Annotated in this window: 22 protein-coding genes; 16 read left to right on the top strand and 6 right to left on the bottom strand. The window is 63.2% G+C overall.

The window, feature by feature from the left end; genetic code table 11:
• Positions 1-20: 20 nt before the first annotated feature.
• Positions 21-3,074, bottom strand: a complete 3,054-nt coding sequence (locus tag K426_RS13715) for a TonB-dependent receptor domain-containing protein (RefSeq protein ID WP_066558053.1) — start codon at positions 3,072-3,074, stop codon at positions 21-23.
• Between the two features lie 395 nt (positions 3,075-3,469).
• Between K426_RS13715 and K426_RS13720 the strand changes: the two genes are divergently transcribed.
• Positions 3,470-4,855: an MFS transporter gene (locus tag K426_RS13720; RefSeq protein WP_237229802.1), complete on the top strand. Its 1,386-nt coding sequence runs from the start codon at positions 3,470-3,472 to the stop codon at positions 4,853-4,855.
• Positions 4,856-4,865: 10 nt separating this feature from the next.
• The gene (locus K426_RS13725; RefSeq protein WP_066561780.1) at positions 4,866-6,341 is read left to right on the top strand and encodes an aldehyde dehydrogenase family protein; all 1,476 of its coding nucleotides are present in this window, start codon (positions 4,866-4,868) and stop codon (positions 6,339-6,341) included.
• Positions 6,342-6,379: 38 nt separating this feature from the next.
• Here the strand turns inward: K426_RS13725 and K426_RS13730 are convergent, their stop codons facing one another.
• The 3 genes from K426_RS13730 to K426_RS13740 are packed head-to-tail and all read right to left on the bottom strand — an operon-like array spanning position 6,380 to position 9,223.
• A complete protein-coding gene (locus K426_RS13730; RefSeq protein ID WP_066558055.1) occupies positions 6,380-7,795 on the bottom strand; it encodes a M20/M25/M40 family metallo-hydrolase in 1,416 nt (471 codons plus the stop codon).
• Entirely contained in the window at positions 7,792-7,983 is a 192-nt protein-coding gene (locus tag K426_RS13735) for a ferredoxin (protein ID WP_066558056.1), read from the bottom strand. Before K426_RS13735 ends, K426_RS13730 begins: the two co-directional genes overlap by 4 nt.
• A gap of 13 nt (positions 7,984-7,996) precedes the next feature.
• Positions 7,997-9,223, bottom strand: a complete 1,227-nt coding sequence (locus K426_RS13740) for a cytochrome P450 (RefSeq protein ID WP_066561782.1) — start codon at positions 9,221-9,223, stop codon at positions 7,997-7,999.
• 270 nt (positions 9,224-9,493) lie between these two features.
• Between K426_RS13740 and K426_RS13745 the strand changes: the two genes are divergently transcribed.
• Genes K426_RS13745 through K426_RS13775 form a run of 7 tightly spaced genes read left to right on the top strand, consistent with a single transcriptional unit; the run spans position 9,494 to position 17,314 of the window.
• The gene (locus K426_RS13745) at positions 9,494-10,675 is read left to right on the top strand and encodes an acyl-CoA dehydrogenase family protein (protein WP_066558057.1); all 1,182 of its coding nucleotides are present in this window, start codon (positions 9,494-9,496) and stop codon (positions 10,673-10,675) included.
• Between the two features lie 31 nt (positions 10,676-10,706).
• The gene (locus K426_RS13750; RefSeq protein WP_066558059.1) at positions 10,707-11,852 is read left to right on the top strand and encodes an acyl-CoA dehydrogenase family protein; all 1,146 of its coding nucleotides are present in this window, start codon (positions 10,707-10,709) and stop codon (positions 11,850-11,852) included.
• Between the two features lie 25 nt (positions 11,853-11,877).
• Positions 11,878-12,894 (top strand): NADP-dependent oxidoreductase, encoded by a 1,017-nt coding sequence (locus K426_RS13755; protein WP_197672715.1) that lies wholly within the window; start codon positions 11,878-11,880, stop codon positions 12,892-12,894.
• Positions 12,887-14,095: a CoA transferase gene (locus K426_RS13760; RefSeq protein ID WP_066558065.1), complete on the top strand. Its 1,209-nt coding sequence runs from the start codon at positions 12,887-12,889 to the stop codon at positions 14,093-14,095. The genes K426_RS13755 and K426_RS13760 overlap by 8 nt, the downstream gene beginning before the upstream one ends.
• On the top strand, positions 14,092-14,916 hold the full coding sequence (locus K426_RS13765; RefSeq protein WP_066558068.1) for an FAS1-like dehydratase domain-containing protein: 825 nt from the start codon (positions 14,092-14,094) through the stop codon (positions 14,914-14,916). The genes K426_RS13760 and K426_RS13765 overlap by 4 nt, the downstream gene beginning before the upstream one ends.
• A gap of 24 nt (positions 14,917-14,940) precedes the next feature.
• A complete protein-coding gene (locus tag K426_RS13770) occupies positions 14,941-16,095 on the top strand; it encodes an acyl-CoA dehydrogenase family protein (RefSeq protein WP_066558070.1) in 1,155 nt (384 codons plus the stop codon).
• 22 nt (positions 16,096-16,117) lie between these two features.
• Positions 16,118-17,314 (top strand): acetyl-CoA C-acetyltransferase, encoded by a 1,197-nt coding sequence (locus tag K426_RS13775; RefSeq protein ID WP_066558072.1) that lies wholly within the window; start codon positions 16,118-16,120, stop codon positions 17,312-17,314.
• A 38-nt stretch (positions 17,315-17,352) separates the two neighbouring features.
• Here the strand turns inward: K426_RS13775 and K426_RS13780 are convergent, their stop codons facing one another.
• Positions 17,353-18,273, bottom strand: coding sequence for a DMT family transporter (locus tag K426_RS13780; protein ID WP_237229804.1), 921 nt, complete (start codon positions 18,271-18,273; stop codon positions 17,353-17,355).
• A gap of 78 nt (positions 18,274-18,351) precedes the next feature.
• On the opposite strand from K426_RS13780, the gene K426_RS13785 reads away from it, so the two are divergent.
• The 6 genes from K426_RS13785 to K426_RS13810 all read left to right on the top strand — a co-directional run bounded on the left by K426_RS13785 (position 18,352) and on the right by K426_RS13810 (position 24,620).
• The gene (locus tag K426_RS13785) at positions 18,352-18,726 is read left to right on the top strand and encodes a c-type cytochrome (RefSeq protein WP_066558073.1); all 375 of its coding nucleotides are present in this window, start codon (positions 18,352-18,354) and stop codon (positions 18,724-18,726) included.
• A gap of 141 nt (positions 18,727-18,867) precedes the next feature.
• Entirely contained in the window at positions 18,868-20,103 is a 1,236-nt protein-coding gene (locus K426_RS13790; protein WP_066558075.1) for a CaiB/BaiF CoA transferase family protein, read from the top strand.
• A gap of 14 nt (positions 20,104-20,117) precedes the next feature.
• A complete protein-coding gene (locus K426_RS13795) occupies positions 20,118-20,900 on the top strand; it encodes an SDR family NAD(P)-dependent oxidoreductase (RefSeq protein ID WP_066558077.1) in 783 nt (260 codons plus the stop codon).
• A gap of 11 nt (positions 20,901-20,911) precedes the next feature.
• Positions 20,912-21,778 (top strand): enoyl-CoA hydratase, encoded by an 867-nt coding sequence (locus K426_RS13800; RefSeq protein WP_066558080.1) that lies wholly within the window; start codon positions 20,912-20,914, stop codon positions 21,776-21,778.
• Positions 21,775-23,457, top strand: coding sequence for an acyl-CoA dehydrogenase family protein (locus K426_RS13805; RefSeq protein ID WP_066558082.1), 1,683 nt, complete (start codon positions 21,775-21,777; stop codon positions 23,455-23,457). The genes K426_RS13800 and K426_RS13805 overlap by 4 nt, the downstream gene beginning before the upstream one ends.
• A gap of 755 nt (positions 23,458-24,212) precedes the next feature.
• Positions 24,213-24,620: a hypothetical protein gene (locus K426_RS13810; protein ID WP_140404506.1), complete on the top strand. Its 408-nt coding sequence runs from the start codon at positions 24,213-24,215 to the stop codon at positions 24,618-24,620.
• A gap of 61 nt (positions 24,621-24,681) precedes the next feature.
• Here K426_RS13810 and K426_RS13815 read toward each other — a convergent pair whose 3' ends face one another.
• Positions 24,682-25,443 carry a competence/damage-inducible protein A gene (locus tag K426_RS13815; protein WP_066561790.1) on the bottom strand — a complete coding sequence of 254 codons (762 nt, stop codon included), beginning with the start codon at positions 25,441-25,443 and terminating at the stop codon, positions 24,682-24,684.
• An 81-nt stretch (positions 25,444-25,524) separates the two neighbouring features.
• On the opposite strand from K426_RS13815, the gene map reads away from it, so the two are divergent.
• Positions 25,525-26,355 (top strand): type I methionyl aminopeptidase, encoded by an 831-nt coding sequence (gene map, locus K426_RS13820; RefSeq protein ID WP_066558087.1) that lies wholly within the window; start codon positions 25,525-25,527, stop codon positions 26,353-26,355.
• The last annotated feature ends 156 nt before the right edge of the window (positions 26,356-26,511 follow it).

The raw sequence follows: 26,511 nt of genomic DNA on the forward strand, positions 1-26,511 counted from the left end.
CCTCGCCCCGAAAGAGCCGATCAGAATTTGACGCGCACGCCCGCCGTGAAGGCGCGGCCGACAATGTCGTATACCGCGATGTTGGTCGGCGGGTTTACGCCGGGCACAGTGCCCGGGATCAGCGGCGGATCCTTGTCGAACAGGTTGTTGACCGTCGTGAAGAACTCGAAATTGCCGCCATCGCCATGCGGAATGGTGTAGCGCAGCGTCAGGTCGGTGTACCAGACCGGCTTCACCTTCGGATCGACAAACTGGATCGGCGTCGTACCGCCCGGAATGTCGAGCCGCATCTTGCCGATATATTGTTCACCAATCGTGATGCCGAACGGCCCGTTGGTATAGTCGACCGTCAGATTGCCGCGCCAGCGCGGGAAGCCCTGCGGGTTGCTGGTGACGACGCTGACGCCCGCATAATGGGCGATCGGCGCGGTCGCATATTGCTGGGCATCGAACTTGTCGAGATAGTTGAGGTAGAGACGGACGCCCAGCCCGCCATTGCCCACGGCGGTCCGATAGGTGAAGTCGAAGTCGACGCCCGCCGTCTTCAGGAAGGCGATGTTCTGCGGCACCAGATGAACGAGCGACGGGAAAGTCGTTGGCGACGCACGGTCGATCTGGGTGCACTCCACAACGCCCGACCCGCCAGCATTCAGGCAGTTGGTCAGCAATTGCTGCGCCGACAGGGAGTCGATCAGCTTGTCGACCTTGATATGATAATAGTCGATCGAGGCCGAGAAACCGCGCAGGAATTCAGCCGCGAACACTGCGCCAAAGGTGTAGGTGTTCGCGACTTCAGGCTTCAGATCGGGGTTGCCGACTGTGAGCGTGTTGGCGTTGACGTTCTGGCCGCTGCCATATGTCCCGGCCGCGTTCCTGACGTCGTTCACGATGCCGATGCCGCTCTGCGGACCTGCATAGAGTTCGTAGAGATTGGGTGCGCGGATGTCATGCGAATAGGTGCCGCGCAGCAACAGGCTGTCGACCGGCTTCCAGGTCGCGCCCGCCTTCCAAGTCTTCACCGTGCCCGATGTCGAATAGTCGGTCACGCGGATCGCGCCGTTGACGCTCAGTTCCTGGAAGAAGGGCGTATCCTTAAGGATCGGCACCGCGATTTCGGCATAAGCTTCCTTAACGTTCAGCTTGCCATGGCTGCCGCCCACATTGGTCAGCCAGTAGGCCAGCGTGTTGATCGGGCCGGTCGGATAGGGAAGCAGGGCGGATTCCACCCGTGGAATCCCGCGCAGCCCGGCGAAATAGGCTTCCTTCTGCGCGTCGGTCAGCAGCAGCGCCGGATCGGCATTGCTGGTCAGATTCAGCGTCTGGCGACGATATTCGACGCCGACGGCGATATCGACCGGGCCGGCGGGCAATTCGAACAGGCTGCCGCTGATATTGGCCGCAAATGCATCCTGCTTGAAGCGCGCGCGATAGCTCGACGTGCCGGTGGCATAGGCATAGCCCGCCGGAGTCGATTTGGACGGATCGCCATGCATCACGTCGAGCGGCTGGCAACCCGCAAATTGCGAGGCATAGGCCGGATTGAGCAGCACGCGGCAGGTAATCTGGCCATTAGCTGGGTTACGAACGGCATCCAACGCCGCATACAGCTTCTGATTGTTGTACAGCCCGACATTGTCCATCGAGTGCTTGGAGTCGCCATGGTTATAGGTGACCTGCCAGTTGAAGTCCGCGAACTTGCCGGTCAGGCCCGCCGTCGCGGTCCAGTAATCGGTCTTTTCATAGGCGATCGGCTTGGGCTGGCCGGCATCCTGCTGCCCCACGACATAATAGTCATTCGCGCCGGTGAGAGCCGAATCCAAAGCCGTCGAGAGATAAGGATTGCCCTTGTAGATGCGCGCCGATTCCGTCGCCGGGATCAGCGAATTGCCCTGGGTGAAATAATGATATTTGCTGCGGGCATAGACGCCCTGGACGAAGGCCGTGATATTGTCGGTCAGTTCATAGCTGACCCGGCCGAAGCCGTTATAATTGGTGAGCGGCGCGATCGCATTGGTGTCGTTCGGGATCTTGTAGCCGTCACCGCCCTGCTGGAAGCCGGTGGTGCCGACCGCCGTGCCCAGATTGAAGGCGCGGGTGGAACCGTCATTGTTGATGACCCGGCCCACAAACGGATTACCCGTCACGCTTGAGCCCACGATACGCCCATTGGCCGCCAGTGCGGAAATGCGGATGTCGGAGGCGATGGCATAGGGATTGGCGGCGGTGCCCGGCGCGGCAGTGCAAGTACGCTGCTGGCCGTTTGCCGAAGGACCGCAACTCGTCGTCACGCTGCCGACGAAATTATAGCCCTGGGTCGCAAAGCTGCGATCCTGCCGCAACATGCCTTCGCTATTGGAATATTCCGCACTCAGCAGCACATGGCCCCGGCCCCCGGCGAAATCCGAACCGAAGGCTGCGCCCAGACGCTGATTGCCGTTATTGCCGCGCTCGTCGATGCCGGCCTGGGCCAGACCCTTGAAGCCGGTGAACTTCTTGTCGAGGATGAAGTTGACCACGCCTGCGACCGCATCGGAGCCCCATTGCGCCGAAGCGCCGCCCGTCACCACGTCGACGCGCTGCATCAGAAGCTGCGGCAGGACGTTGGTATCGATCGTGCCGACATATTCGGTGGGCGACACGCGCATGCCGTCGAACAGCACCAGCGTGCGCAGCGGCCCCTTCGGGTTGTTGCTGGGCGTGCCAAGACCGCGCAGGTTGAGCACATTGCCGTGGATCGGCAGGTTGGAGAAGTTGTTGGCCGATTTGGACGGGCTGAGCGAGTTGTTGAACTGCGGCAGCTTGTTGAGCGCGTCGGCCACGCCTGACGGCGTCGTCTTGGCCAGTTCCTCGGTCGATGCGACCGTCACGGGAGTCGGCGCGGTATAGCCGTCGCGCACGATGCGCGAACCCGTAACGACGATGTCGGCATTGCTCGCAGGCCCGGCCGCCTGAGGCGTCGCTCCTTCCTGAGCGGGTGCCGCTGTGGTCGCTTCCTGCGCCAAGGCGGGCACGGCCATTGCGATGATGCTGGCGCTGACCGCCAGCGACGAGATGAACAGACTGTTCTTCGCCATCTTTCCTTTTCCTCTCCCTGCACGACCATGACCAGGCAAAGTCACCCGGCTTGATCATTATTATCCCCGTGTGCACTTTTATAGTTATCCCACTCGGCCACATTGTCAATAAATTTTGCACCAATGGGAAAATTTTATTGGAAAGACCTATCCTCCTCCTTTCTCCTTGAATCCCTCAGGAAAATTCCCGCGCACAGCCGCGGCACTGGGGCGTGCCGAAAAGATGCATCGCGAACATATATTGACCCACTGTGCAAAAATGTGCGTTATAATGCCTGAAGTGACGACGCCCGGACGGGCGATCGCCGGACCAGATATGGCCGGAAGATATGGAGAGTGCCCTTGCCGCATGATCGTCAGCCAGCGCGCACCATTTCCCATGGGATTGCGCAGTCATGACACAGATTTCCGCGACGATGACGCCATCGTCTGGGTCAGGCAGCGCGCATGGAGATGTTGAAACCAACATCACCCCCCCTCTCCCTGAACAGGCCGCCTATCCGTCGCCTCCAATGGGCTGGTTGACTGTATCGATCCTGTTCTTGCTGTACATATTATCACTGACTGACCGAAACATCATGGCCCTAATGGTCGGGCCGATAAAAAAAGATCTGGGCCTTTCGGATCTGCAGATCAGCCTTTTACAGGGACCGGCCTTCGCCATTCTCTTCTGCCTGTGCGCCATTCCCCTGGGCATGGCGCTGGACCGCTTCAGCCGGCGAGTCGTGCTGTATCTGTCAGTAACTGCGTGGAGCATCGCGGCGGCGAGTTGTGGCCTCGCCGGAAGCTTCGCGGCGCTCGCCATGGCGCGCGCGGGGGTCGGCGCGGGCGAGTCGGGCTTCGGCACCGGCAGCTATTCGGTGGTCGGGGACAGCTTCCCGCCGCATAAGGTGTCGCTCGCCATGTCCGTCTTCATCATGGGCGGCGTGATGGGCGCGGGCATCGTGTTCCTGTTCGGCGGCCCGATCGTCGCCGCCGCGATGAAGGCCGGACCTGCCGTCTGGCCGGTCTTCGGCCTGTTGCAGCCCTGGCAGCAGGTGTTCATCATGACCGGCGCGCCTGGCATGCTGCTGGCTTTCCTCGTCTTCGTCTTTCGCGAGCCGCCCCGGCGCAAGGCGATCAGCGCGGGTGCGGGCTATGGCGAGGCATGGGCTTTCATGCGCCAATATAAGGCACTTTACCTGGCCACCTTCGTCGGTTTCGGCCTCGCCTATGCGGCGACCATCGGTTTCCAGCTCTGGACGCCGGTCTATCTGGCGCGCGTCCATGGCTGGGAGCCGGGACGGATCGGCCCGGTGATCGGCCTGGCCCAGATCGGAGCGGCGGCGCTGATCCCGGTCCATGGCTGGACGGTGGACCGGCTCTATCGGCGCGGGAAGCGCGACGCGCATCTCTTCTGGTGCCTGCTGACCGTGCTGGCCGCCGCCCCGTTCGGCATCGCCGCCTTTCTGGTCAGCAGCCCCTGGGCGACGGTCGTCTGCTACTGGTGCTTCATGGCGCTGATCCTTTCGACCTCCAGCATGGGACCCGCGACGGTGCAGGTGGTGACGCCGCAATATCTGCGCGGGCGCGTGTCGGCGCTCTATGTGCTGGCATCGGGCCTGATCGCCATGGCGGGCGGGCCTGCTTTCATCGGCCTCGTCACCGATAAGCTGCTGGGCGACGAAATGAAGGTCGGCCTGTCGCTCGTCATCAGCGTTTTCTGCGTGCTGCTGCCCGCCGCGCTTCTTTTCGCTTTCGGGCGCGCCTCGATGCGGCGCGCCCATGAAGCCCTTGCCTGAGGATGATCCCATGATCGAGACCCGCCGCCCCGCCTTCATCGACGGCAAACCCAAAAAGCTGTTGATCGACGGCAAGCCTGTCGACGCCCTGTCGGGCGAGACGTTCCAGAGCTTCAGCCCGTCTACCGGCGAACTGGTGGCCGACCTGGCGCTGGCGAGCGCGGAGGATGTGGATCGCGCCGTCCGCGCTGCCCGTGCCGCCTTCGAAGGGCCATGGAGCCGCTTCAAGCCCGCTGAGCGGCAGGCCGTGCTGCTGAAGCTCGCTGACTTGGTGGATGCGGAGTTCAATGACCTTGCCCTGCTCGATTGCATCGAAATGGGCCGTCCGATCACCGCTGCGCGGGGTCTGCGCGGGATGTTGCAACGCTCGCTGCGTCATTTTGCCGGGGCGGCGACGGCGATCCATGGGGAGACTTTGTCCAACAGCTTCCCGGTCGACCTCCTCTCTTACACCCTCCGCGAGCCGGTCGGCGTGGTGGGCGCGATCATCCCCTGGAACGGCCCGCTGTTCAGCGCGGCGTGGAAGGTGGGGCCGGTGCTGGCGACCGGCTGTACCATCGTCCTGAAGCCCGCCGAGGATGCGTCGCTCAGCCCGCTACGCTTCGGTGAGCTTTGCCTGGAGGCGGGCGTGCCGCCGGGGGTCGTCAATGTCGTAACCGGCGCGGGCGGGACCGGAGGCGCGCTTTCGGCCCATCCCGATGTCGACAAGATCGCCTTCACCGGCTCCTGCGAAACCGGCCAGCGGATCATTGCCGCCTCCGCCGGAACGGTGAAGAAAGTGACGATGGAACTGGGCGGCAAGTCGCCCAATATCATCTTTGCCGACGGCGATCTCGACATGGCGACGCCCGCGGCGGCGATGGGCGTGTTCAATAATTCGGGGCAGGTTTGCGCGGCGGGCACGCGGCTGTTCGTCGAGCGGCCGGTCTATGAGGAGATGGTTCAGCGCATCGCCGCCTTCGCGAAGAATTTGAAGGTCGGTCCCAGCCTGGACCCCGGCACGCAGATCGGCCCGCTGGTGTCGGCCAAGCAATATGCCCGCGTCTCCTCCTATCTTGAACTCGGCCCGCAGGAAGGTGCGCGGCTGGTGACAGGCGGCGAGCGGGTGACGGGCGGCGCCTTCGATCAGGGCCATTGGGTCGCGCCCACGGTCTTTGCTGATGTGAAGGACGACATGCGGATCGCCCGGGAAGAGATTTTCGGCCCCGTCTCCTGCATCATGCCGTTCGACGATTTCGATGAGGTCATCACCCGCGCCAATGCGACGCGCTTCGGCCTGGCGGGCGGGGTGTGGACGAAGGATATCGGCAAAGCCATGACGGCAGTGAAGCGCATCCGGGCCGGGTCGATCTGGGTCAATCACTATTTCGCGATGGACTCGTCCGTTCCCTTTGGCGGCTACAAGATGAGCGGCTTCGGACGCGAGGGCGGCTTCGAGCATATCGACGCCTATTTGCAGACCAAGGCGGTGTGGATCAGGACTTAGGTATTTTCGTCGTCCCCGCGGAGGCGGGGACGACGCAATCATTTTTCCCCCGCATAACGCTTGATCAACTCGTAGAGATAATCCCGCCCCTCATAGACACTCTTCACCCGGATGCGCTCATTGACCCCATGGGCGCCATTGCCGTCGGGATCGAGGAATATACCCGGCACGCCATAGGTCGGAATACCCGCCGCGCTGAGATAGCGGCCATCCGTTCCTGCCGTCAGCAGATTGGGCACGACCGGGATGCCCGGAAACAGCTTGCGCGCCACCTCCTCCACAGGGCCAACGATGGCAGGATCGATCGGAGGCGGGATAGCCACTGCCTCCCCCTTTCCACCCTCACGACGAAGCGCAATGGCCGGATTGCCGATGACCTGACTTAGCTGCGCCTCGACATCCTCAACCTTCTCGCCGGGAAAGAGACGACACTGGATCGTCGCCCTCGCTCGTTGCGGCAAAGCGTTGATGGCATGTCCCGCCTCCACCATCGTTGCAACGCAGGTCGTGCGCAGCATGGCATTATAGGTGACGTCACTCGTCACCTTCGCCGCCACGGCATCACCGGTCGCGCCCTTACCCAATGCCGCCATCGCCCATCCCATGTCGCCGCCGACGATCGGCGCCATCCGGGTAAAATAACCCCGATTGGTGGCATTGAGCCGGATCGGGAAGGAAAACCGGCGGATCGCGGCCAACGCATCGGTCAGATCGTAGATCGCGTTGTCGGGACGCGGCCGGCTGCTGTGGCCGCCGGGATTGCGTGCTTCGATGGTGAAGCTCTGTGAATGTTTCTCGCCCACCGCCAGATAGAGCGCGACCGGCTTGCCGTTCGCATCGGTGATGCCATAACCTCCCTCGTTGAGCGCAAAGCTCGCCTCCACCGCCTGGCGCCGATGCTTGAGCAGCCAGTCGACGCCGTTCACCCCCTCTCCGCTTTCCTCGCCGCAGGTCAGGGCGACCTTGATGCTGCGCTTGGGCCGAAAGCCCTCTTTCTTCATGCGGATCAGGCTGTCCACCCAGATGGCGGAGAGCGCCTTGTCGTCGATCACCCCGCGCCCTATGAAATAGCCATTTTCCTCGACCAGTTTGAAGGGGTCACGCGACCAATCCTCCCGCCGCGCGGCGACGACATCGATATGATCGACCAGAAGCATCGCCCTGGCCCTGGGGTCGCTGCCCTCGATTCGGGCGATCAGGCCGCCCTCCTTCGGCCGACCTTCGGGGACGAAGACCTCCGCCTGACCGGCGTCGAAGCCCGCACCCCTCAGCCGTGCCAGCAGCCGCCCGGCGGCCAAGGTGCAGTTCCCGGTCGAAGCGCTGGTGTCCGTTTCCACCAGTTCCCGGTAAATATCGCGAAACACCGCCTGATCGGCCCGCAACGGCGCTGCGCCCGCGCCCTGCCCCATCATCAGGAACAGCGCTGCCGCAAGCGCCCCATGAGCACCCCTCATTTCTGGATTTCGAGCGCCCGCTCAGGGCAGGATTTTGCCCCCTTCCAGGCGAGCTTTTCATCCGCCTCCGCCACCTCGATGTCGCCGGGCTTGATATAGCCCTCATCATCCAGTTCGAAGATATGGGGCGCCATGGCCCAGCAACGCGCATGACCCTGGCACTTGTCGTTGTGCACAATGATTTTCATGGGACGTCCCTCCTCAAGACCAGTCCAGAACCAGATTTTCGATGCCGAACACATGCCCCCCGAACGTGACCGGCGCTGTGCCTTCTTTGATGCGGAAAATGGGGATACGCTTCAGCCATTCCTCCAACCCGACCACGATCTCCCGCCGGGCGAGGTGCGATCCCAGGCAGCGATGAGGGCCATAGGCAAAGGCGGTGTGGCGATTATCCTCCCGCGCCAGATCGATCTTTTCCGGATGCGGGAATTCCAGCGGATCGCGATTGGCGATCATCGTGGCGCAGGACACATAATCGCCCTTGCGGATCGGCGCGCCTTCGAAATCCACATCCTTCGTCGCCACGCGGATCATCTGCACGGTCGGATAGGCGCGCAGCAATTCTTCCGCCGCCAGCACGATGCGCGAGGGATCTCTGCGCAGCAGTTCCTGATCGTCCTGATGCCGCGCCAGATAATTGAGGTCGAACCCGATGGCCGCCGCAACCGTGTCCAGCCCCGCCACGAACAGCAGCACGCCGGTCCCGCGAATTTCCTGATCGGTCAGCGACCGGTCGTCGATCTTCGATTGAACCAGGAAGGACATGAAGTCATCGACTGGCCGCTTGCGCCGTTCGGCCGAGAGTTCGTCGATAAAGGCGATGATGGTGCGCGCCGCGGCGGGCCGCTGGACATTGTCGCCATGCAGCAGCTCATTCGCCCAGGTCACGAACTCGTCCAGCCGGTCATCCGACAGCCCCAGAAAGCGCAGGAAGATATTCACCGCAAAGGGAAAGGCGAACTCCTCCATCACATGGCAACTGGTGCCCGCCGCCGCGATCCTGTCGATCAGGCTGATCGCCCTTTCCCGCACCGCGCTTTCCAACGCCATCACCCGCTTGGGCGACAGCAGCGGATTGAGCAGCGAGCGGAACTTGCCATGTTCTGGCGGGTCCAGTTCCAGCGGGATCATCGGCCAGCTTTCACCCAGAGCAGAGGCGAAAATGCTGCGATGGCTGGAAAAGGTTTCCGGGTCTTGAAGCACCCTCCGCTGGTCCTGCGCGCGGGTGATGACCCAGGTGCCGCGCCCGTCGCGGGTGTTGACCGGGGAATAAAAGATGCGCGGTCCCTGATGCACGACGGCGGCCGCCGCCTGCGGATCGCCATTGGGCGTCGGCTGCATGCCGGGCGAGGAAAACAGGCTGAAATCCCTCACCATGTCCGGCGGAACATGGGCCGGAATCGGTTGGGTCGCAAAGGTTTCCATATGCGCGCTCTCCATTATGCGAACCGCGCTCCCGCGAATCGCCCGCGGTGGCAGCAGCCTTTATCAATTTTGCATTTGAGTATAGTTTATGATGCAGATCAGGCATGTCAACCAGCGCAGCCGTGATGAAGAGGATTGATGTCAATTTTATCCTATGGTGCAATTTATACCTAGCCAGCGGTGCAGAATTGGCATAAGGATTCGGTCATGGAAGCGAGATGCTCCCATCGAAGGGCTGCATGGCCCTTGCGCAGAACAGGGACGGGATGCATGGCCGAGCTGGAGGGAATGGAAGCGCAATTGTTCCGGGAGGAAGCGCGCGCATGGCTGAAGGCGAATTTTCCGCCTTCGCTGACCAATGCCCCATCCATCCATTTCGTCAGCGACCGGCATGCAGCGGAATCCAATGCCGACTGGTGCCTTTGGCGCGAACGCATGGCGGAAAAGCGCTGGGGCGTGCCGACTTGGGAACCGCGCTATGGCGGCGCCGGCCTCACAGAAGCGCATGGCAAGATCATCGGTCAGGAACTGGCAGCGATCGGCGGTTTCAACCCGATCCGCAGCTATGGCACGATGATGCTGGGCCCGACACTGTTGGAATATGGCAGCGAAGAACAGAAGCTGGAGCATCTGCCCTTCATCGCCACCAATGAACGCCGCTGGTGCCAGGGCTTTTCGGAACCGGGCGCCGGGTCCGACCTTGCCTCGCTCCAGACCAAATGCATCGACATGGGTGATCATTGGCTGGTCAGCGGGCAGAAGATTTGGACATCGGGCGCCGATCAGGCCGACTGGTGCTTCGCCCTCGTCCGCACCGACACCAGCCGGAAACAGGGCGGCATCAGCTTCCTGCTGATCGACATGAAATCCGAAGGGGTGGAGGCGCGGCCGATCGTCCTCATCAGCGGATCGACCCATTTCTGCGAGGTCTTCTTCAACGATGTGAAGGTGCCCAAGGGCAATCTGGTTGGAGAGGTCAATCAGGGCTGGGCCATCGCCAAGCGCCTGCTCCAGTTCGAACGCAACAGCCTGTCGGACGTGAAGGCGGAGATCACGCCGCTGGCTGCTCTGGCCCATGAATATTGCGGCACCGACGCGCTGGGCCGGATCGACAATCCCGATCTGCGCACGCGCATGGTGCGCAATGCGATGCGACACGAAGCCTATCTGGCGACGGTATCGCGCCTGACCAGGGAAGCCCGGAGCGGCGAGCCGAGCAATGGCGTGTCCGCGCTCAAAAATCTCTGGTCGGGGATCATCCAGGACCGGGCCGAACTGCTGATCGAACTAATGGGCGCCAATGGCCTTGGCTGGGCGGGCAAGCATTATGCTGACGCCGAACAGGAAGCGACGCGGGCCTGGCTGCACAGCAAAGCCTTCTCGATCTACGGCGGCAGCTACGAAGTCCAGAACAACATCACGGCGAAGCGCACGCTGGAACTGCCGGCCTGACAAAGAGACGAATAAGGATGGGATCGGGAGGATGCTGAACGAAGAACAGCAGATGCTGAAGGACATGGCGTCGGAATGGGTGCGCGATCGCCTGCCCGTAACGGCGCTGCGGTCGCTCTATGGCCATGACGGCGGCGGACGGCCCGATGCGGAGGGCTATGATCCGGAAGCCTGGGCCGAAATGGCGCAAATGGGCTGGGCGGGCATCTTGGTGCCGGAAGCGCATGGCGGATCCGATTTCGGCTATCGCAGCATGGGATTGGTGCTGGAGGAACTGGGCCGGACGCTGGGCGCTTCGCCGCTGCTGAGTTCGGCGCTGGTGGCGGCATCCGCGCTGCGGCTGGGCGGCACGGAAGCACAGCAGGCGCGCTGGCTGGCGAGCATTGCCGACGGATCGGCCATCGGCACGCTGGCGGCGGAGGAAGGCGCGCAACATGGACGCGAGAAGATCGCGCTGACGGCGACGGCTTCGGGTGACGGATGGGTGCTGAACGGCGTCAAACGACCTGTGCAGGACGGCATGATCGCGACCTTCGCCATCATCGCTGCCCGTACCGGCGGCGCAGCGAGCGACCGGGATGGGATCACGCTGTTCCTCGTCGAAAGCAACGTATCGGGCCTGTCACGGGACACGCTGGACCAGATCGACGCGCGCCGCCCGGCCCTCTTCACCTTCGATAATGTCGCCGTGGGCGTCGACGCCGTGCTGGGCGAAGTCGGCAAGGGCGCCGATCTTCTCGACGCGCTGTTCGACCGGGCGGCCATAGGCCTTGCGGCGGAAATGCTGGGCAATGCTTCCCAGGCCTTCGACACAACGCTCCATTATCTCAAGACCCGCGTACAGTTCGGCGCGATCATCGGCTCCTTCCAGGCCTTGCAGCATCGCGCGGCGGAGATGTTCGGAGAATTGCAACTCGCCCGCTCAGCGGTTGAAGCAGCGCTCGACGCCATAGACGCGAATGACCCTGCCCTCCCCGCCCTCGCCTCGCTGGCCAAGGCGACCATGGGGGAGACACTGCACGGCATTTCGTCGCAGATGGTGCAGCTCCACGGCGGCATCGGCATGACCCATGAGCATGATGCGGGCCTTTATCTGAAGCGAGCGCGGGTAGCGGCGCAATGCTATGGCTCGACAGCCTGGCATCGCGAGCGCTGGGCGCGGCTTAATGGCTATTGAGGTGGGGGCTATTGAGGCTAGCAGCATGTTATCGCGTGAAATCCAACTGAAGCGCCGCCCGATCGGCACTCCGCAAGCGGAAGACTTCGCCACGGTCACCGTCGACACGCCGACGCCCGGTCCCGGAGAGGTACAGGTCCGCAACCTCTGGATGGCGGTCGATCCCGCCATGCGCGGACGGATGAGCGACGCCAAAAGCTATGTACCGCCCTTCGCCCTCGATGCGCCGATGGAAGGGCCAGCGATCGGAGAAGTCATCATCTCCAACGATCCGGCTTACTCGCCAGGCGACCTTGTCTTTTCGCGGCGGGGCTGGAGGGAGGTCTTCAACGCCCCCGCCAGCGCGCTCCAAAAGCGGGACAAAAATGCCCTGCCTGCCCAGGCCTGGCTCTGCTTTGCAGGGATGCCCGGCCTCACCGCCTATGCCGGGCTGATGCGGATCGCGCAGTTGAAGCCGGATGACGTGGTGTTCGTCTCGGCAGCATCCGGCGCGGTGGGATCGATCGCCTGCCAGATTGCGCGCAATATCGGCTGCAAGGTGATCGGAACGGCAGGCGGGCCGGAAAAGACCGCTTTCCTGAGCGACGTGTTGAAGGTCGACGCCGCCATCGACTATAAGGCCGAACCCAATTTGACCAAGGCGCTCGCCCGCGAGGTCAAAGCGATCGGCGCCACCGGCATCGACGTCTATTTCGAAAATGTCGGCGGTGATCATTTGCAGGCGGCGCTTGCACTGGCGAACAATTTCGCGCGCTTCGCGGTGTGCGGGATGATCTCGCAATATAATATCACCGACGCGCCGGTCGTGCCGCGCAACCTCACCATGATCATGACCAAGCGCATCCGCATGGAGGGCTTCATCGCACTCGACCATATGGACCTTGAGGGCGAGATGGTGGAGCGGATGACGGCCTGGAACGCCGCCGGGCAGATGGCCTCGGCGGAGACGGTCTATGAAGGGATCGACAAGGCGCTGGACGCTTTTTGGGGCCTGTTCACCGGCGCGAATATCGGCCGGACCATGGTGAAATTATATGTATGAATTGCTGAAAGGCCTGCGGGTCGTCGAGGGCGCCGCCTTCATCGCCGGGCCGTCCTGCGGCCTGCATCTGGCGCAGATGGGCGCGGAAGTGATCCGCTTCGACTCGATCGGTGGCGGACCGGATTACCGGCGCTGGCCGGTCGCACCCAGCGGCGACAGCCTTTATTGGGAGGGGCTGAACAAGGGCAAGAAATCCATTGCCATCGATCTCGGCCGCCCCGAAGGACGCGAACTGGCGGTAGCGCTGGCGACCGCGCCGGGGGAGAATGCCGGGCTGTTCCTCACCAACTATCCGGTGAAGGGGTTCCTCAGCCACGAAACGCTGGCGGCGAAACGCGCTGACATCATCACCGTGCGGGTGATGGGCTGGGCGGATGGATCGCCAGCGGTCGACTATACGATCAACGCCGCCGTCGGCGTGCCGCAGATGACGGGGCCAGCCGATGATGATCGCCCGGTCAACCATGTGCTGCCGGCCTGGGATCTGCTGGGCGGAGCCTATGCCGCCTTCGCCATGACATCGGCCCTCCTCCGCCGCAGGATCAACGGTCAGGGCGCGGAAATCCGGGTGCCGCTGTCCGATCTCGCCGCGTCCAGCCTGTCGCATCTGGGTTCGGTGGCCGAAGTACTGTCCTCAGGCGACCGGCCCCGCATGGGCAACGACCTGTTCGGCGCCTTCGGGCGCGACTTCGTGACGGCGGACGGCAAGCGGCTGATCGTCGTCGCCATCACGCCCCGCCAGTGGTCCGGCCTGCTCAAGACGCTGGACCTCAGCGATGCGGTTGGCGCGATCGAGGCGGAATTGGGCGTCAGTTTCGCCAAGGATGAAGGCGCCCGCTTCACCCACCGGGCGCGCCTCTTCCCGCTGTTCGAGGCAGCATTCGCAACCCGCACGGCCAAAACGCTGAAACCCGCCTTCGACGCGGGCGGCGTGACCTGGGGCGAATATCAGACGCTGCGTCAGGCGGTAACGACCGACCCGCGTCTGTTCACCGCCAATCCGCTGTTCGAGACGCTCACCCATCCGAGCGGCCTCACCTATCCCACATCCGGTCCGGCGGGAACGCTGGCCAATGAAGCGCGGGGCGCCGTCGCGATCGCGCCAAAGCTTGGCCAGCATACGGACGAAGTGCTCGCCACCGTGCTCGGCCTCGACAGCGGCGCGATCGGACGGCTGCATGATGAAGGACTGGTGGCATGACCATCACCGAAACCGACATCGCCCATTGGCGGACCTGGATCGGCAAGACCGAAAGCCGCACCGAAACGCTCGATGCCCAAGCCCTCATCCGCTTCGCCGCCGCCATCGGCGAGCCGCTCAATGTCGGGGAGGTTCAGCCCTCCCTCGCCCATTGGGCCTTCTTCCTGCCCGTCGCCGCCGCCGACCAGATCGGCCCGGACGGCCACCCCAGGCGCGGCGGCTTCCTGCCTCCGGTCAGCCTGCCCCGGCGCATGTTCGCAGCATCCGAAATGGCGTTCAGCGAACCCCTGCTGCTCGACCGGGAAGCCACGCGCATCTCCACCGTGCAGGATGTTGCGCACAAATGCGGCCGCAGCGGCGAGCTGATCCTGCTGACCGTCGACCATCGCATCATGCAAGGGGACAGCGAACGCGTGCGCGAGACGCAGACCATCGTCTATCGCGATGCAGGCGCGCCCACTCCAGCGATCACGCCCGCCGCCTTCCCAGCCGAGGCGCAGGATGTGGCGTGGACGCCTTCCACGGTCGACCTGTTCCGCTTTTCCGCCGTGACCTTCAACAGCCACCGCATCCATTACGACCTGCCCTACGCGACCAGCGAAGAAGGCTATCCGGGTCTCGTGATCCATGGCCCCTTCACCGCCACGAAACTGTTCGGCCACGCCCGCTGTGGCGGACGCGAACCCAGCCGTTTCTCCTTCCGCGCCGTCGCGCCGGTTTTCCAGGGCCAAAGCGTGCTGCTGCGCGAGGATGAAGGCGGCCGCTTCCGCGCCATCCGCTGCGACGGGATGGACGCCATGGTGGCGGACGTCACTTACTGAAAGTTTCAGAGAGGAGATTTCGAGATGGACGCTGAGACGTTCGAACTGTTCCGCACCACCGTCCAGCGCTTTGTCGCGGAAAAGCTGATCCCTGCGGAGGATGCGGTCGAGGAAGCGGATGCCGTCCCCGAAAGCATCATCCAGCAGATGCGCGACATGGGCCTGTTCGGCCTTTCCGTGCCGGAGGAATTTGGCGGCCTTGGCTGCACGATGGCGGAGGAAGCGGCGATCATTCGTGAGATCACCTGCGCTTCGGTCGTGTTCCGCTCGGTCATCGGCACCACGGTCGGCATCGGTAGCCAGGGCATCGTCATGGACGGGACCGAAGAGCAGAAAAGCGAATGGCTGCCCAAATTCGCCACCGGGGAAGCCATAGCCAGCTTCGGCCTGACCGAGCCGGAGGCAGGTTCCGACGCGGGATCGCTCCGCACCGTGGCGATCCGGGACGGCGACAATTACCGCATCACCGGCACCAAGCGCTTCATCACCAACGCCCCGCGCGCCAGCGTCTTCACGCTGATGGCGCGCACCGAACCGGACGTGAAGGGCGCGGCGGGCATTTCGGCCTTCATCCTGCCCGCCAACACCCCCGGCATCAGCTTCGGCAAGCCCGACAAGAAAATGGGGCAGAAGGGATCGATCACCACCGACGTCATCCTGGACGATGTGATCGTCCCGGCGAAGGCTATCATCGGCGGCGTGCCCGGACGCGGCTTCAAGACGGCGATGAAGGTGCTGGATCGCGGGCGCATCCATATCGCGGCGGTGTCGCTCGGCATGTGTCAGCGCTTGATCGACATGGCGCTGCAATATGCGATGGAACGCAAGCAATTCGGCCAGCGCATTGCCGACTTCCAGCTTGTGCAGGGCATGCTGGCCGACATGAAGGTCGACATGCTGACCACCGAAGCGCTGATGCAGTCCGTCGCGGCGAAATTCGACGCGGGCGAACCCGTCAGCCTCGAATGCGCGGCGCTCAAATATTATGCATCCGAAGCCGTGGGCCGGATCGCGGATCGCGCCGTGCAAATCTATGGCGGCGCCGGTTACATGGCCGAATATAAGGTCGAGCGCTTCTATCGCGATGTCCGGCTGCTCCGCATCTATGAAGGCACCAGCCAGATCCAGCAGACCATCATCGCCAAGCAGATGATCCGCCAGGCCGAAGCCTCCCGCTGATCTCCATTTGAAGGACATTCCCATGCGCAGAGCCGCCATCGTCGCCCCCATCCGCACCGCCGTCGGCAAATATGGCGGGTCGCTCAAAAGCTTTTCGGCGGGCGATCTGGGCGCCGTCATCATCAAGGCGCTGGTCGAGCGCACGAAGATCGATCCGGAGCGGATCGACGACGTGGTGTTCAGCCAGGGCTATGGCAATGGCGAGGCGCCCTGCATCGGCCGCTGGGCGGCGCTGGCGGCGGGCCTGCCGGAGTCCATCCCCGGCGTGCAGCTTGACCGCCGTTGCGGCTCCGGGCTTCAGGCGGTGATCGATGCGGCCATGCGCATCCAGACGGGTGCGGCCGATATCGTCATAGCGGGCGGCGTCGAGAGCATGTCGAATGTCGAATATTATTCGATGGACCATCGCTGGGGTGCCCGTTCGGGTTCAACCCAGTTCCACGACCGTCTGACTCGCGGCCGGGTCATGTCCCAGCCGATTGCCCGCTACGGCATCATCAGCGGCATGATCGAGACGGCGAACAATCTCGCCAGGGATTACGACATCTCTCGCGAAGCCTGCGACGAATATGCCGCGATGAGCCACCAGCGCGCCGCCGCCGCCTGGAAGGCGGGCAAGTTCGACGACGAACTGGTTCCCGTCGCCGTGCCCCAACGCAAGGGCGAACCTGTGATGTTCGCCAGGGACGAAGGCATCCGCGCCGACGCGACCCCGGAATCGCTTGCGCTACTCAAGCCCATCGAAAAGGACGGCGTCGTCACTGCGGGCAACGCGAGCCAACAGAATGACGCCGCGGCGGCCTGCCTGGTGGTGGCGGAGGACAAGCTCAGCGAACTCGGCCTCGAACCGATGGGCTATCTGCATAGCTGGGCGGCGGCAGGCTGCGATCCCTCGCGCATGGGGATCGGGCCGGTCCCGGCGGTCGAGCGGCTGTTTGCCCGGACGGGACTTGGCTGGGGCGACATCGATCTGGTCGAACTCAACGAAGCCTTCGCGCCGCAGGTGCTGGCTTGCCTCAAGGGTTGGAACTGGGACGATCGGGACCGACTGAACGTCAACGGCTCGGGCATTTCGCTCGGCCATCCGATCGGAGCGACGGGCGGCCGCATCCTCGCCAATCTGCTGCGGGAATTGCAGCGGCGCGACGGGCGCTATGGTCTGGAGACGATGTGCATCGGCGGCGGCCAGGGTCTCGCTGCGGTGTTCGAGCGGGCCTGACCTAAATCCTCCCCATCGCCAGATGGGGAGGATTTTAACTACTCCGCCCCCTTCCGATCCGGCGACAGTGCAATGATCGCCACCCCAATCAACGCCAGCGTCCCGCCGCCGATCATCACGGCCGTAATCGGCGTCCCGAAATAAAGCGACGCAAACACCGTCGACATCACCGGCGCCGCCAGCATCAACGGCATGATCGTCGAGATCGGATAGCGCTGAAGCAACCATGCCAGCGTCCCCTGCCCAATGATCGTAGACCCCAGGCAGGTGAAGGCAAACCAAGCCACCGGCACCCATCCCACATGCGCCAATCCGGCGATAGCGGGACGCTCGAACATCAATGCGAAGGGCGCCAGCGTCGCAACGCCCATCAGCCCGTTCCAGGCCTGACCGTTCATCACGCTCACCCCGACCAGCTTGCGCTGCACCAGCGTGGCGCCGCCCCAGATCATCGCCGCGCTCGCCATCACCAATATGGCGGGCACTTCGGTCAGGATATGCGGGTCGAACACCAAAGCCGCCACGCCCGCAAAGGCCAGGATGACCCCGGCAATCTTCCGCCCATTGAGCTTCTCCCCCAGCAACAGCGCCCCCAGCAGCAGCGAGAAAGGCACGCTGAGCTGCCCCGCGATCGCCAGCGCGCCGACATTGGTCGCCATGAACAGCGCCAGATTGAGCAGCAACAGGAACAACCCGCCGTTCAAAAAACCATAAAGCGCCAGCCAGCCGGTCCTCCCCGGCAGCAGCCGGATCGCGGGCGCGCACAGCAGAAACACCGTGCCCATGCGCAACGCCACCGACAGCAGCGGCGCCGTCGCGTCCACCACCACCTTCATGGCGATCACGTTGAGCGCGAACATGACATTCACTAAAAGGGCCAGAATCATTCCCGCCGGCCCAAAACGCCGGACCACCTCCGCTGCACCACCCTCCATCGCGCGTCCTTCTTCAATCGCCATTCAGACTCAGGCTGCTATTGGTTTATTTATGCACACTGGTATAGAATCTAGTCGGTAATGAAGGGAAGAGGATAACTGATGATTTCGAAACTCGTCGCGTTCGCCACTGCCATGCTGATTGCGAGCCCCGCACTCGCCCAGGCGGGCGACGCCACCAAGGGCAAGGCGGTCTTCGCCCGTTGCATGGCCTGCCATTCGGTCGATCCGGGCGTGAACCGGCTCGGGCCATCGCTGGCCGGAGTGATAGGCCGCCCATCGGGCACGGTGGCTGGTTTCGCTTATTCCCCCGCCATGAAGAACGCCAAGATTCACTGGGACGCCAAGTCGCTCGACGCGTTCCTGACCAAGCCAGCCACGAAGGTTCCGGGCACGAAGATGATCTTCGCTGGCCTGCCCAATCCGGCGGATCGCGCCAATCTGATCGCCTACCTAGCCAGCGCGAGCAAGAAATAGCATGAAAACTATCCCATAGTGCAAAAATCATTGCACTAGCCGCCCTGTCCCGCTATCTGTTGAGTCAACCGATGCAGCAGAACTTCAGGGACAGGAGCGGATGCGATTTTCCGACGACATGACGATGGCAGGAGCGCAGGCATGAACGCCCGCGCTCTTGAAGGGGTGAAGGTGCTGGACCTTTCGCGGGTTCTCGCTGGTCCCTGGTCGACGCAGATCCTGGCCGATTTCGGCGCGGACGTGATCAAGATCGAGTTGCCCGGCCATGGCGACGACACCCGCGCCTGGGGCCCGCCCTATCTGACCGGCGCGGATGGCGAGCCGGAGATAGGCACCAGCGCCTATTATCTCTCCTGCAACCGCAACAAGCGATCGCTGGCGATCGACCTCGCTACGCCGCAAGGCGCGGACCTCATCCGCAAGCTGGCCGCCGAAGCCGACATATTGGTCGAGAATTTCAAGGTCGGCGGCCTCAAGAAATATGGCCTCGATTATGAGAGCCTGCGTGGCGTAAACCCCCGCCTCGTCTATTGCTCGATCACCGGCTTCGGTCAGAACGGCCCCTATGCCGACCGTGGCGGCTATGATTTCGTGGCGCAGGGCATGGGCGGCTTCATGAGCATCACGGGCGAGGAAAATGGCGGTCCGCTCCGTGCGGGCGTTGCCATGGCGGACCTTTCCACGGGCATGTTCGCCACCGTCTCGATCATGATGGCGCTGCGCCATGCCGACCGTACCGGAGAGGGGCAGCAGATCGACGTATCGCTGCTCGACACCCAGATCGCGATGCTCGCCAATCAGGGGATGAACTTTCTGGTCGGCGGCGTCGTGCCGGGGCGCCTGGGCAATCGCCATCCGACCGTCGTTCCCTACAAGACCTTCGACGTCGCGGACGGCATGATGATCATCGCCATCGGCAATGACCGCCAGTTCCGCGCCTTCTGCACGGAGATGGGCCATCCGGAACTCGGCACCGATCCGCGCTTCGCCACCAGCGCCCAGCGGCTCATCAACCGCGACGCGATCGAGGCGAAGGTGCAGGAGATCGTCCGCCCCTTCCCCCGCGACGAACTGATGGATCGCTTCGTCGCGAAGGGCGTGCCTGCCGGCCCCGTCAACACCATCAAGGACGTGTTCGAAGACCCCTTTGTCGAGGCGCGGCAGACCGTTCACCGCTTCCGCCGCGAGGAGGATGGCGTGGAAATCCCCACCGTCGCCTATCCGGGCAAGCTGTCCGCGACACCCGCCGATTACCGCCATTGCCCGCCACGCGTTGGCGAACATAGCCGTGAGATATTGGGCCAGTGGCTCGGCCTCGACGATGCCGCGCTGGATGCGCTGGCCGCCGAGGGTGCGATCACCCAGCGCCCCGCCTAGGAGAGGACAGACGCATGAAGCTCGACAATAGCATAGCCGCCATCGTGACAGGCGGCGCATCCGGCCTGGGCGAAGCGACCGCCCGCGCACTCGCCGCCAAGGGCGTGAAGGTCGCCCTGTTCGACTTCAACGAGGAGACGGGCAACAGGGTCGCGGCCGAAATCGGCGGCACTTTCTGCAAGGTCGACGTAACCGACGAAGCCTCGGTCGACGCGGGGTTCGAAACGGCCCGCGCCGCTCATGGGCAGGAACGGATCATCGTCAACTGCGCGGGCACCGGCAATGTCGTCAAGACCGCCAGCCGAGACCGCGAAACCGGCGCGATCAAGGCTTTCCCGACCGACCAGTTCGAACGGATCATCCAGATCAACCTGATCGGCACCTTCCGCTGCTGCGCCAAGTCGGCGGCGGGCATGCTGACGCTCGATCCGCTGGAGGACAATGCGCGCGGCGTCATCATCAACACCTCCAGCGCGGCGGCCATAGACGGCCAGATCGGCCAGGCGGCCTATAGCGCGTCGAAGGGCGGCATCGTCAGCCTGACCCTCCCCATGGCCCGCGACCTGATGGGCGAAGGCATTCGCGTCAACGCAATCCTGCCCGGCATTTTCGACACGCCGCTGATGGCGCGGGCGAGCGACAAGGTGCGCGATGCGCTATCCGCCACGGTCCCCTTCCCCAAGCGCTTCGGCAAGCCGGAGGAGTTCGCGACCATGGCGCTGGCGATGATCGAGAATGACTATTGGAACGGCGAATATGTGCGGCTGGATGGCGGCCTGCGCATGCCGCCGCGCTGAGGAGAAGCGACATGTCCGAAGAAGCGCAACCCGAATATGTGACCTACAAGGTCGAGGAGGGCGTCGCATGGGTGATGCTCAACCGCCCGCAATATAGCAATGCGCAGAATTACCGGCTGCTGGGGCAGCTCGACGACGCCTTCAAGCGCGCCGTCGAGGATGACGAGGTCAAGGTCATCGTGCTCGGCGGCGAGGGCAAGCATTTCTCCGCCGGCCATGACATCGGCACGCCGGAGAAAGACAGCCACATGCCGCGCTTCCGTACGACCATGTGGTGGGACCATCTCAACAAGGGCGGCGCAGAGCGGCAATATGTGCTGGAGCAGGACGGCTATCTCGGCCTCTGTCGCCGCTGGCAGGATATCCCCAAGCCGATGATCGCCATGGTCCAGGGCGCCTGCATCGCGGGCGGGCTGATGCTGGCCTGGGTGTGCGACCTGATCGTCGCGTCGGAGGATGCCTTCTTCCAGGACCCGGTGCAGCGCATGGCCCAGCCGGGGGTCGAATATTTCGCCCACGCCTTCGAACTGCCGCCGCGTGTCGCCCGCGAACTGCTGTTGCTCGGGCGGAGGATGCCCGCCCAGCGCGCCTATCAGTTCGGCATGGTGAACGAGATTTTCCCTCGCGAAACATTGCGCGAGGAAGTGGCGAAGATCGCCGCCGAGATCGCCCAGCATGACCGCTTCGGGCTGGCGCTCACCAAGCAAGCGTTCAATTTCGTGGAAGATCTGCGCGGCAAGCGGCAGGCGATGGACGGCGTGTTCCACATGCACCACCTCGCCCATGCGCATAACCAGCTCATGACCGGCAATCTGGTCGGCAATATCGATGCCAAGGCGATGGCGGCGGCCAACAAGAAACAGGCTGGCGAGGGATGAGCGCGACAGTGCAATTGGAAAAGAGCGTGCTGGTGCTGCCCGGACTCCCCGCCCTGCTCTCCGGCGCGGCCGACGCGGCCCAGGCCTTCGTCGCCGCCGCCCAGCCGCAGGTGAAGGCGCGCATCACCAATGAGTCTGGCAAGGTCGACCGCGTGCTGGCGGATGTCGAGCAGCATGCCGTGCATGGCTTCGGCTGGTTCGCCTCCTATGCCGAAATGATGCGGGAGGTCGCCAACTGGGCCGCCAATCTGACCGCGGACGGTGCATTTGGAGAAATCGAGGCGCTGCTCGCCCAATTGCTCTTTGCCGAATATGGCGCGCAGATGCTGGGGGGCATCCCCATGAACCAGGGCGAGGTGATCCGCGCCATGGACCTGACGGACGATCTTTCCGCTCTCGATGCGCCTGCCTTCCGCACCCTGGTCCGCCAAGGTGGCGGGCAAGCGGTCAAGACCGCCATCGCCCGCCACCTCGTCGCCCAGCGCGGCCATGCGACGCTGGAAAATTGCGGTCTGGACGACATGTTCGACATGGTGCGCGAGCAATTCTTCGCCCTCTCGAACGAGAAGGTGGCACCCTTCGCGCATGAATGGCACCTCAAGGACGAGCTGATCCCCCTGCCTCTCGTCGAAGAACTGGGCGAGATGGGCGTGTTCGGCATGACCATCCCCGAAGAATATGGCGGCCTAGGCATGGGCAAGACCGCCATGTGTGTCGTGTCAGAGGAATTGTCGCGCGGCTGGATCGGCGTGGGATCGCTCGCCACCCGGTCCGAGATTGCAGCGGAACTGATCCTGACCGGCGGCACGGACGAGCAGAAGGCTTATTGGCTCCCCCAGATCGCCAATGCCTCGATCCTGCCGACCGCCGTCTTTACCGAACCGGATACCGGCTCCGACCTCGGCTCGCTCCGCACCCGCGCGACTCTGGCTGACGGCGAATATCGGATCAACGGCAACAAGACGTGGATCACCCACGCCGCCCGCGCCGATGTGATGACCCTGCTGGTCCGCACCAATGCCGAGACGAAAAATTACAGCGGCCTCTCCATGCTGATCGCGCCCAAGCAGCGCGGCACGGTGGCCGATCCCTTCCCCACCCCCGGCATGAGCGGCGGCGAGATCGAAGTGATCGGCTATCGCGGCATGAAGGAATATGAGATCGGCTTCGACGATTTCCGCGTCCCCGCCGCCAATCTGCTCGGCGGGGTCGAGGGCCAGGGCTTCAAGCAGCTCATGGCGACCTTCGAATCTGCCCGCATCCAGACTGCCGCCCGCGCCATCGGCGTGGCGCAGGCCTCGCTCGACATCGGCCTGTCCTACGCGCTCGACCGCAAGCAGTTCGGGCGGCCGATCTTCGACTTCCCCCGCGTCGCCAACAAGCTCGCCATGATGGCGGCGGAGATCATGGGTGCGCGCCAGCTCACCTATTTCGCCGCCCGGCGCAAGGATGAAGGCAAGCGCTGCGACCTGGAGGCCGGCATGGCGAAACTAATCGGTGCGCGGGTGGCATGGGCAGCCGCGGACAATGCGCTACAAATCCACGGCGGCAACGGCTTCGCCACCGAATATCAGGTGAGCCGCCTGCTGGCCGATGCGCGGATACTCAATATCTTCGAGGGCGCGGGCGAAATCCAGGCGCAGGTGATCGCCCGGCGGCTGTTGGACGGAGGAAATTGAAGGAAGGCCGCGAACGACCATAAGGCAGATGTTCATACCCACGGCGGCCCGGCCTTGAGCCGGGGTCTCGCTTCTTCATCTACTGTGCGCGGAAAAGAAAGCGGGATGCCGGGTCAAGCCCGGCATGACGAAGGAGTCTTGGCTGCAACCGACCATTTCACGCCGAAGTTCACAGTGTACGCGCGCGCGTGCTTGCGCGCGCGTATGCGTGGAGACGCGATGTGCCGGACGTTTCAAAGAGGGATGCGGGATAGACCCGTTGGCGCGAAATAGGACAGGCACAATCCTTCCCTGTCGGCGGAATAGGATGTTTTTTTGGATTCTGTAGCCATTGGGCAACGCATGATCCTTAGCCAGTCCTCCACGGTCAGGATCGGATGATGGGAAGGAGGGTCTGAAAACGACCACTTCTTGCCGTTCATTCGACCTCGCGCCGGTCGCCATAGCGGACATCGTAAATCATGCTAGATAGCGATCATGAAACGTTTGGTAGATGCCCTATTCAGCGTCACCCACATCACGATATCTTCATCGCGATCTGGGTGGGAATGGCCTTCATGGCAGCCGAGGCATTTGGCTGGCTTCGCCCCGACTATAGGAGGCTGCTATTCGTGATGATCCTTGCTTACTGGGCTGGGGTAGCACTTGAACTCGGTTTTCTTGGTCGCCGCAGAGCAAAGCGCTAACGACCAATTGCAAACGTTCACCCTGCCATTAAGAGTGACCTAATGCGGGTCTTTCAGTCGATATGGTTCATGTTGTTCATCGCCGCCCTCCTCACGTTTCCTGTGGCGTGGGCACTCTCGACAAACGCTGTTCCCCGACAGGCTGGCTTGCCCATTGCCTTGGGAGGCACGCTGTTGATGTTTGACTGGGCATTCGGGATCAGGATGCTACCAAGACTGCTTTCCCCTACCCAAATCGGCAACGAACGGCAGGTTGCTGAGCGCATTATGTATTCGTTTCCGTTTGCCCTGCCACGATATTCCTCGGTCCTATTCCTCATCGTTGGGGGATGGATGGGTATCTGGGTTTTCGGTGAAGGGGACTGGCTCGGTTTTGTCTTCATAATCGCGATCATTTTTTACGCGATCGCAATGTTTAAACAGTCATTGAAAGCTATAGAACTTGCTGTGCAGCAGGTGTTGCGCGAGGTCCGCTAACCGCAATTAGCCGCTTCAAACCGGCTGTTCCGCAAACCACCCGCATGAGCCACTCAGGCGCTCAAATCCCCCCGGCGACCACCGGCCAGCCACCGCGCTCCAGCGCCGCGCTCAAATCCGCTACGCACCGATCCAGCACCGCCGCGTCAACGGAGCGGATCACGAAATTCGCCCCGGTTTTCCCCTCCCGGAAAAAGGGATAGCTGCCGATCTGACACCCCTCATGCGCCCGTTCGGTCTCACCAAGCAGGTCCGCGATCTCGCTCTCCGCCACCCAGCAGCCGATGGTTGCCGACAGCACCGGCAGGCCGCCTTCCAGCTTGCCGGTCAGGCTGTCCAGCATCCCCGCCGTAATGTGCGGCACACCCGCCATGATGAAGATATTGCCATGCCGAAGTCCGGGAGCGCCGGACATGCGATTTTCTATCAGGCTCGATCCGGCGGGCGCCCGCGCCATGCGCAGCCGCGCTTCGGTCAGACCGCCGCGCGTCTCATAATAGCCCGACAGCATCGCCCGCGCCTCAGCATGGATTTCGACCTCCACGCCCAGCGCCGCGGCGATGGCGTCGACGGTGATGTCATCATGCGTTGGTCCGATGCCGCCGGTCGTGAACAGATAATCGTTGCGCGCCCGGAGCGTGTTAACCGCTTCCACGATCGCATCGGGTTCGTCCGCGACCACCCGGACTTCGCGCAGGCGGATGCCCTGCACATTCAGCCAGGTCGCGATCTGCGACACATTCTTGTCCTGTGTCCGGCCCGAGAGAATCTCGTCACCGATTACGATCAGCGCTGCGGTCCATATGCGGGTGGGGTCGGCCATGCGCTGGCCATAGCCTCTGCCGCGCGCGCTGCCTAGCCGCCCCCCTCGCATTATGCCGCATCCCTGCTTATAATCACGCCCATGACCGAATATATGACGATGACGGCGGATGCGCCGATTTCCCGCTCGACCGCGATCAAGCTTTATGACGCGGCCGGTTTCGAAGGCATGCGCAAGGCCGGGCGGCTGGCGGCGGAAATACTGGACGCGCTGGTGCCGCATGTCGTGCCGGGCGTCACCACCGGCGAACTGGACGACATCGTCCGCCGCATGACGCTGGATGGCGGCGGCGTGCCGGCGACTCTGGGCTATCGCGGCTATACGCATAGCTGCTGCATCTCGCTCAACAATGTCATCTGTCACGGCATTCCGGGCGAGCAGAAGCTGAAAGAAGGCGATATCCTCAATATCGACGTGACGCCGCTGGTCGATGGCTGGCACGGCGACACCAGCCGCATGTATATTTGCGGCGAAGCGCCGATCAAGGCGCGGCGGCTGGTCGAGGTCACCTATGAATGCCTGATGCTGGGCATCGAGCAGGCGAAGCCGGGCAATCATCTGGGCGACATCGGCCATGCCATCCAGCGGCATGCCGAAAAGCACCGCTATGGCGTCGTCCGCGATTTCTGCGGCCATGGACTGGGCCGCGTGTTCCACGACAGTCCGGAGGTCGTCCATGTCGGACGCCCCGGCACCGGCCCGGAACTGAAACCCGGCATGTTCTTCACCATCGAGCCGATGATCAACATCGGCAAGCCCGGCGTGAAGATGCTGGAGGACGGCTGGACGGCGGTGACGCGCGACCGCACCCTGTCCGCGCAGTTCGAGCACAGCATCGGCATCACCGAAACCGGCTGTGAGATCTTCACCAAGAGCCCGGCGGGTCTCGACGCGCCGCCTTATAAGCTCTGATCATCGATCACTGCCCAAAAAATGGGCAGAACGTCATGATATTGCCCGAAATCCGGGCAATATGGACAAAAGTTGCTGCATCGCAGAAAGCAGTTTCCAGCGATTCGCTATTTGGCACGGTAATTGATTGGGAAGAGAGGCGGCGCTTGCCTTCGG

The organism is Sphingobium sp. TKS (assembly GCF_001563265.1).
GTDB lineage: Bacteria > Pseudomonadota > Alphaproteobacteria > Sphingomonadales > Sphingomonadaceae > Sphingobium.

Bases quoted from the DNA above. Each gene is read 5' to 3' on its own strand.
- K426_RS13715 (WP_066558053.1), bottom strand. From the start codon at position 3,074: ATGGCGAAGAACAGTCTGTTCATCTCGTCGCTGGCGGTCAGCGCCAGC.
- K426_RS13805 (WP_066558082.1), top strand. From the start codon at position 21,775: ATGAGCGCGACAGTGCAATTGGAAAAGAGCGTGCTGGTGCTGCCCGGA.
- K426_RS13750 (WP_066558059.1), top strand. From the start codon at position 10,707: ATGCTGAACGAAGAACAGCAGATGCTGAAGGACATGGCGTCGGAATGG.
- K426_RS13780 (WP_237229804.1), bottom strand. From the start codon at position 18,273: ATGGCGATTGAAGAAGGACGCGCGATGGAGGGTGGTGCAGCGGAGGTG.
- K426_RS13740 (WP_066561782.1), bottom strand. From the start codon at position 9,223: ATGGAAACCTTTGCGACCCAACCGATTCCGGCCCATGTTCCGCCGGAC.
- map (WP_066558087.1), top strand. From the start codon at position 25,525: ATGACCGAATATATGACGATGACGGCGGATGCGCCGATTTCCCGCTCG.
- K426_RS13810 (WP_140404506.1), top strand. From the start codon at position 24,213: ATGTTGTTCATCGCCGCCCTCCTCACGTTTCCTGTGGCGTGGGCACTC.
- K426_RS13770 (WP_066558070.1), top strand. From the start codon at position 14,941: ATGGACGCTGAGACGTTCGAACTGTTCCGCACCACCGTCCAGCGCTTT.
- K426_RS13760 (WP_066558065.1), top strand. From the start codon at position 12,887: ATGTATGAATTGCTGAAAGGCCTGCGGGTCGTCGAGGGCGCCGCCTTC.
- K426_RS13720 (WP_237229802.1), top strand. From the start codon at position 3,470: ATGACACAGATTTCCGCGACGATGACGCCATCGTCTGGGTCAGGCAGC.
- K426_RS13790 (WP_066558075.1), top strand. From the start codon at position 18,868: ATGAACGCCCGCGCTCTTGAAGGGGTGAAGGTGCTGGACCTTTCGCGG.
- K426_RS13730 (WP_066558055.1), bottom strand. From the start codon at position 7,795: ATGAGGGGTGCTCATGGGGCGCTTGCGGCAGCGCTGTTCCTGATGATG.
- K426_RS13795 (WP_066558077.1), top strand. From the start codon at position 20,118: ATGAAGCTCGACAATAGCATAGCCGCCATCGTGACAGGCGGCGCATCC.
- K426_RS13785 (WP_066558073.1), top strand. From the start codon at position 18,352: ATGATTTCGAAACTCGTCGCGTTCGCCACTGCCATGCTGATTGCGAGC.
- K426_RS13765 (WP_066558068.1), top strand. From the start codon at position 14,092: ATGACCATCACCGAAACCGACATCGCCCATTGGCGGACCTGGATCGGC.
- K426_RS13800 (WP_066558080.1), top strand. From the start codon at position 20,912: ATGTCCGAAGAAGCGCAACCCGAATATGTGACCTACAAGGTCGAGGAG.
- K426_RS13725 (WP_066561780.1), top strand. From the start codon at position 4,866: ATGATCGAGACCCGCCGCCCCGCCTTCATCGACGGCAAACCCAAAAAG.
- K426_RS13755 (WP_197672715.1), top strand. From the start codon at position 11,878: ATGTTATCGCGTGAAATCCAACTGAAGCGCCGCCCGATCGGCACTCCG.
- K426_RS13735 (WP_066558056.1), bottom strand. From the start codon at position 7,983: ATGAAAATCATTGTGCACAACGACAAGTGCCAGGGTCATGCGCGTTGC.
- K426_RS13745 (WP_066558057.1), top strand. From the start codon at position 9,494: ATGGCCGAGCTGGAGGGAATGGAAGCGCAATTGTTCCGGGAGGAAGCG.
- K426_RS13775 (WP_066558072.1), top strand. From the start codon at position 16,118: ATGCGCAGAGCCGCCATCGTCGCCCCCATCCGCACCGCCGTCGGCAAA.
- K426_RS13815 (WP_066561790.1), bottom strand. From the start codon at position 25,443: ATGGCCGACCCCACCCGCATATGGACCGCAGCGCTGATCGTAATCGGT.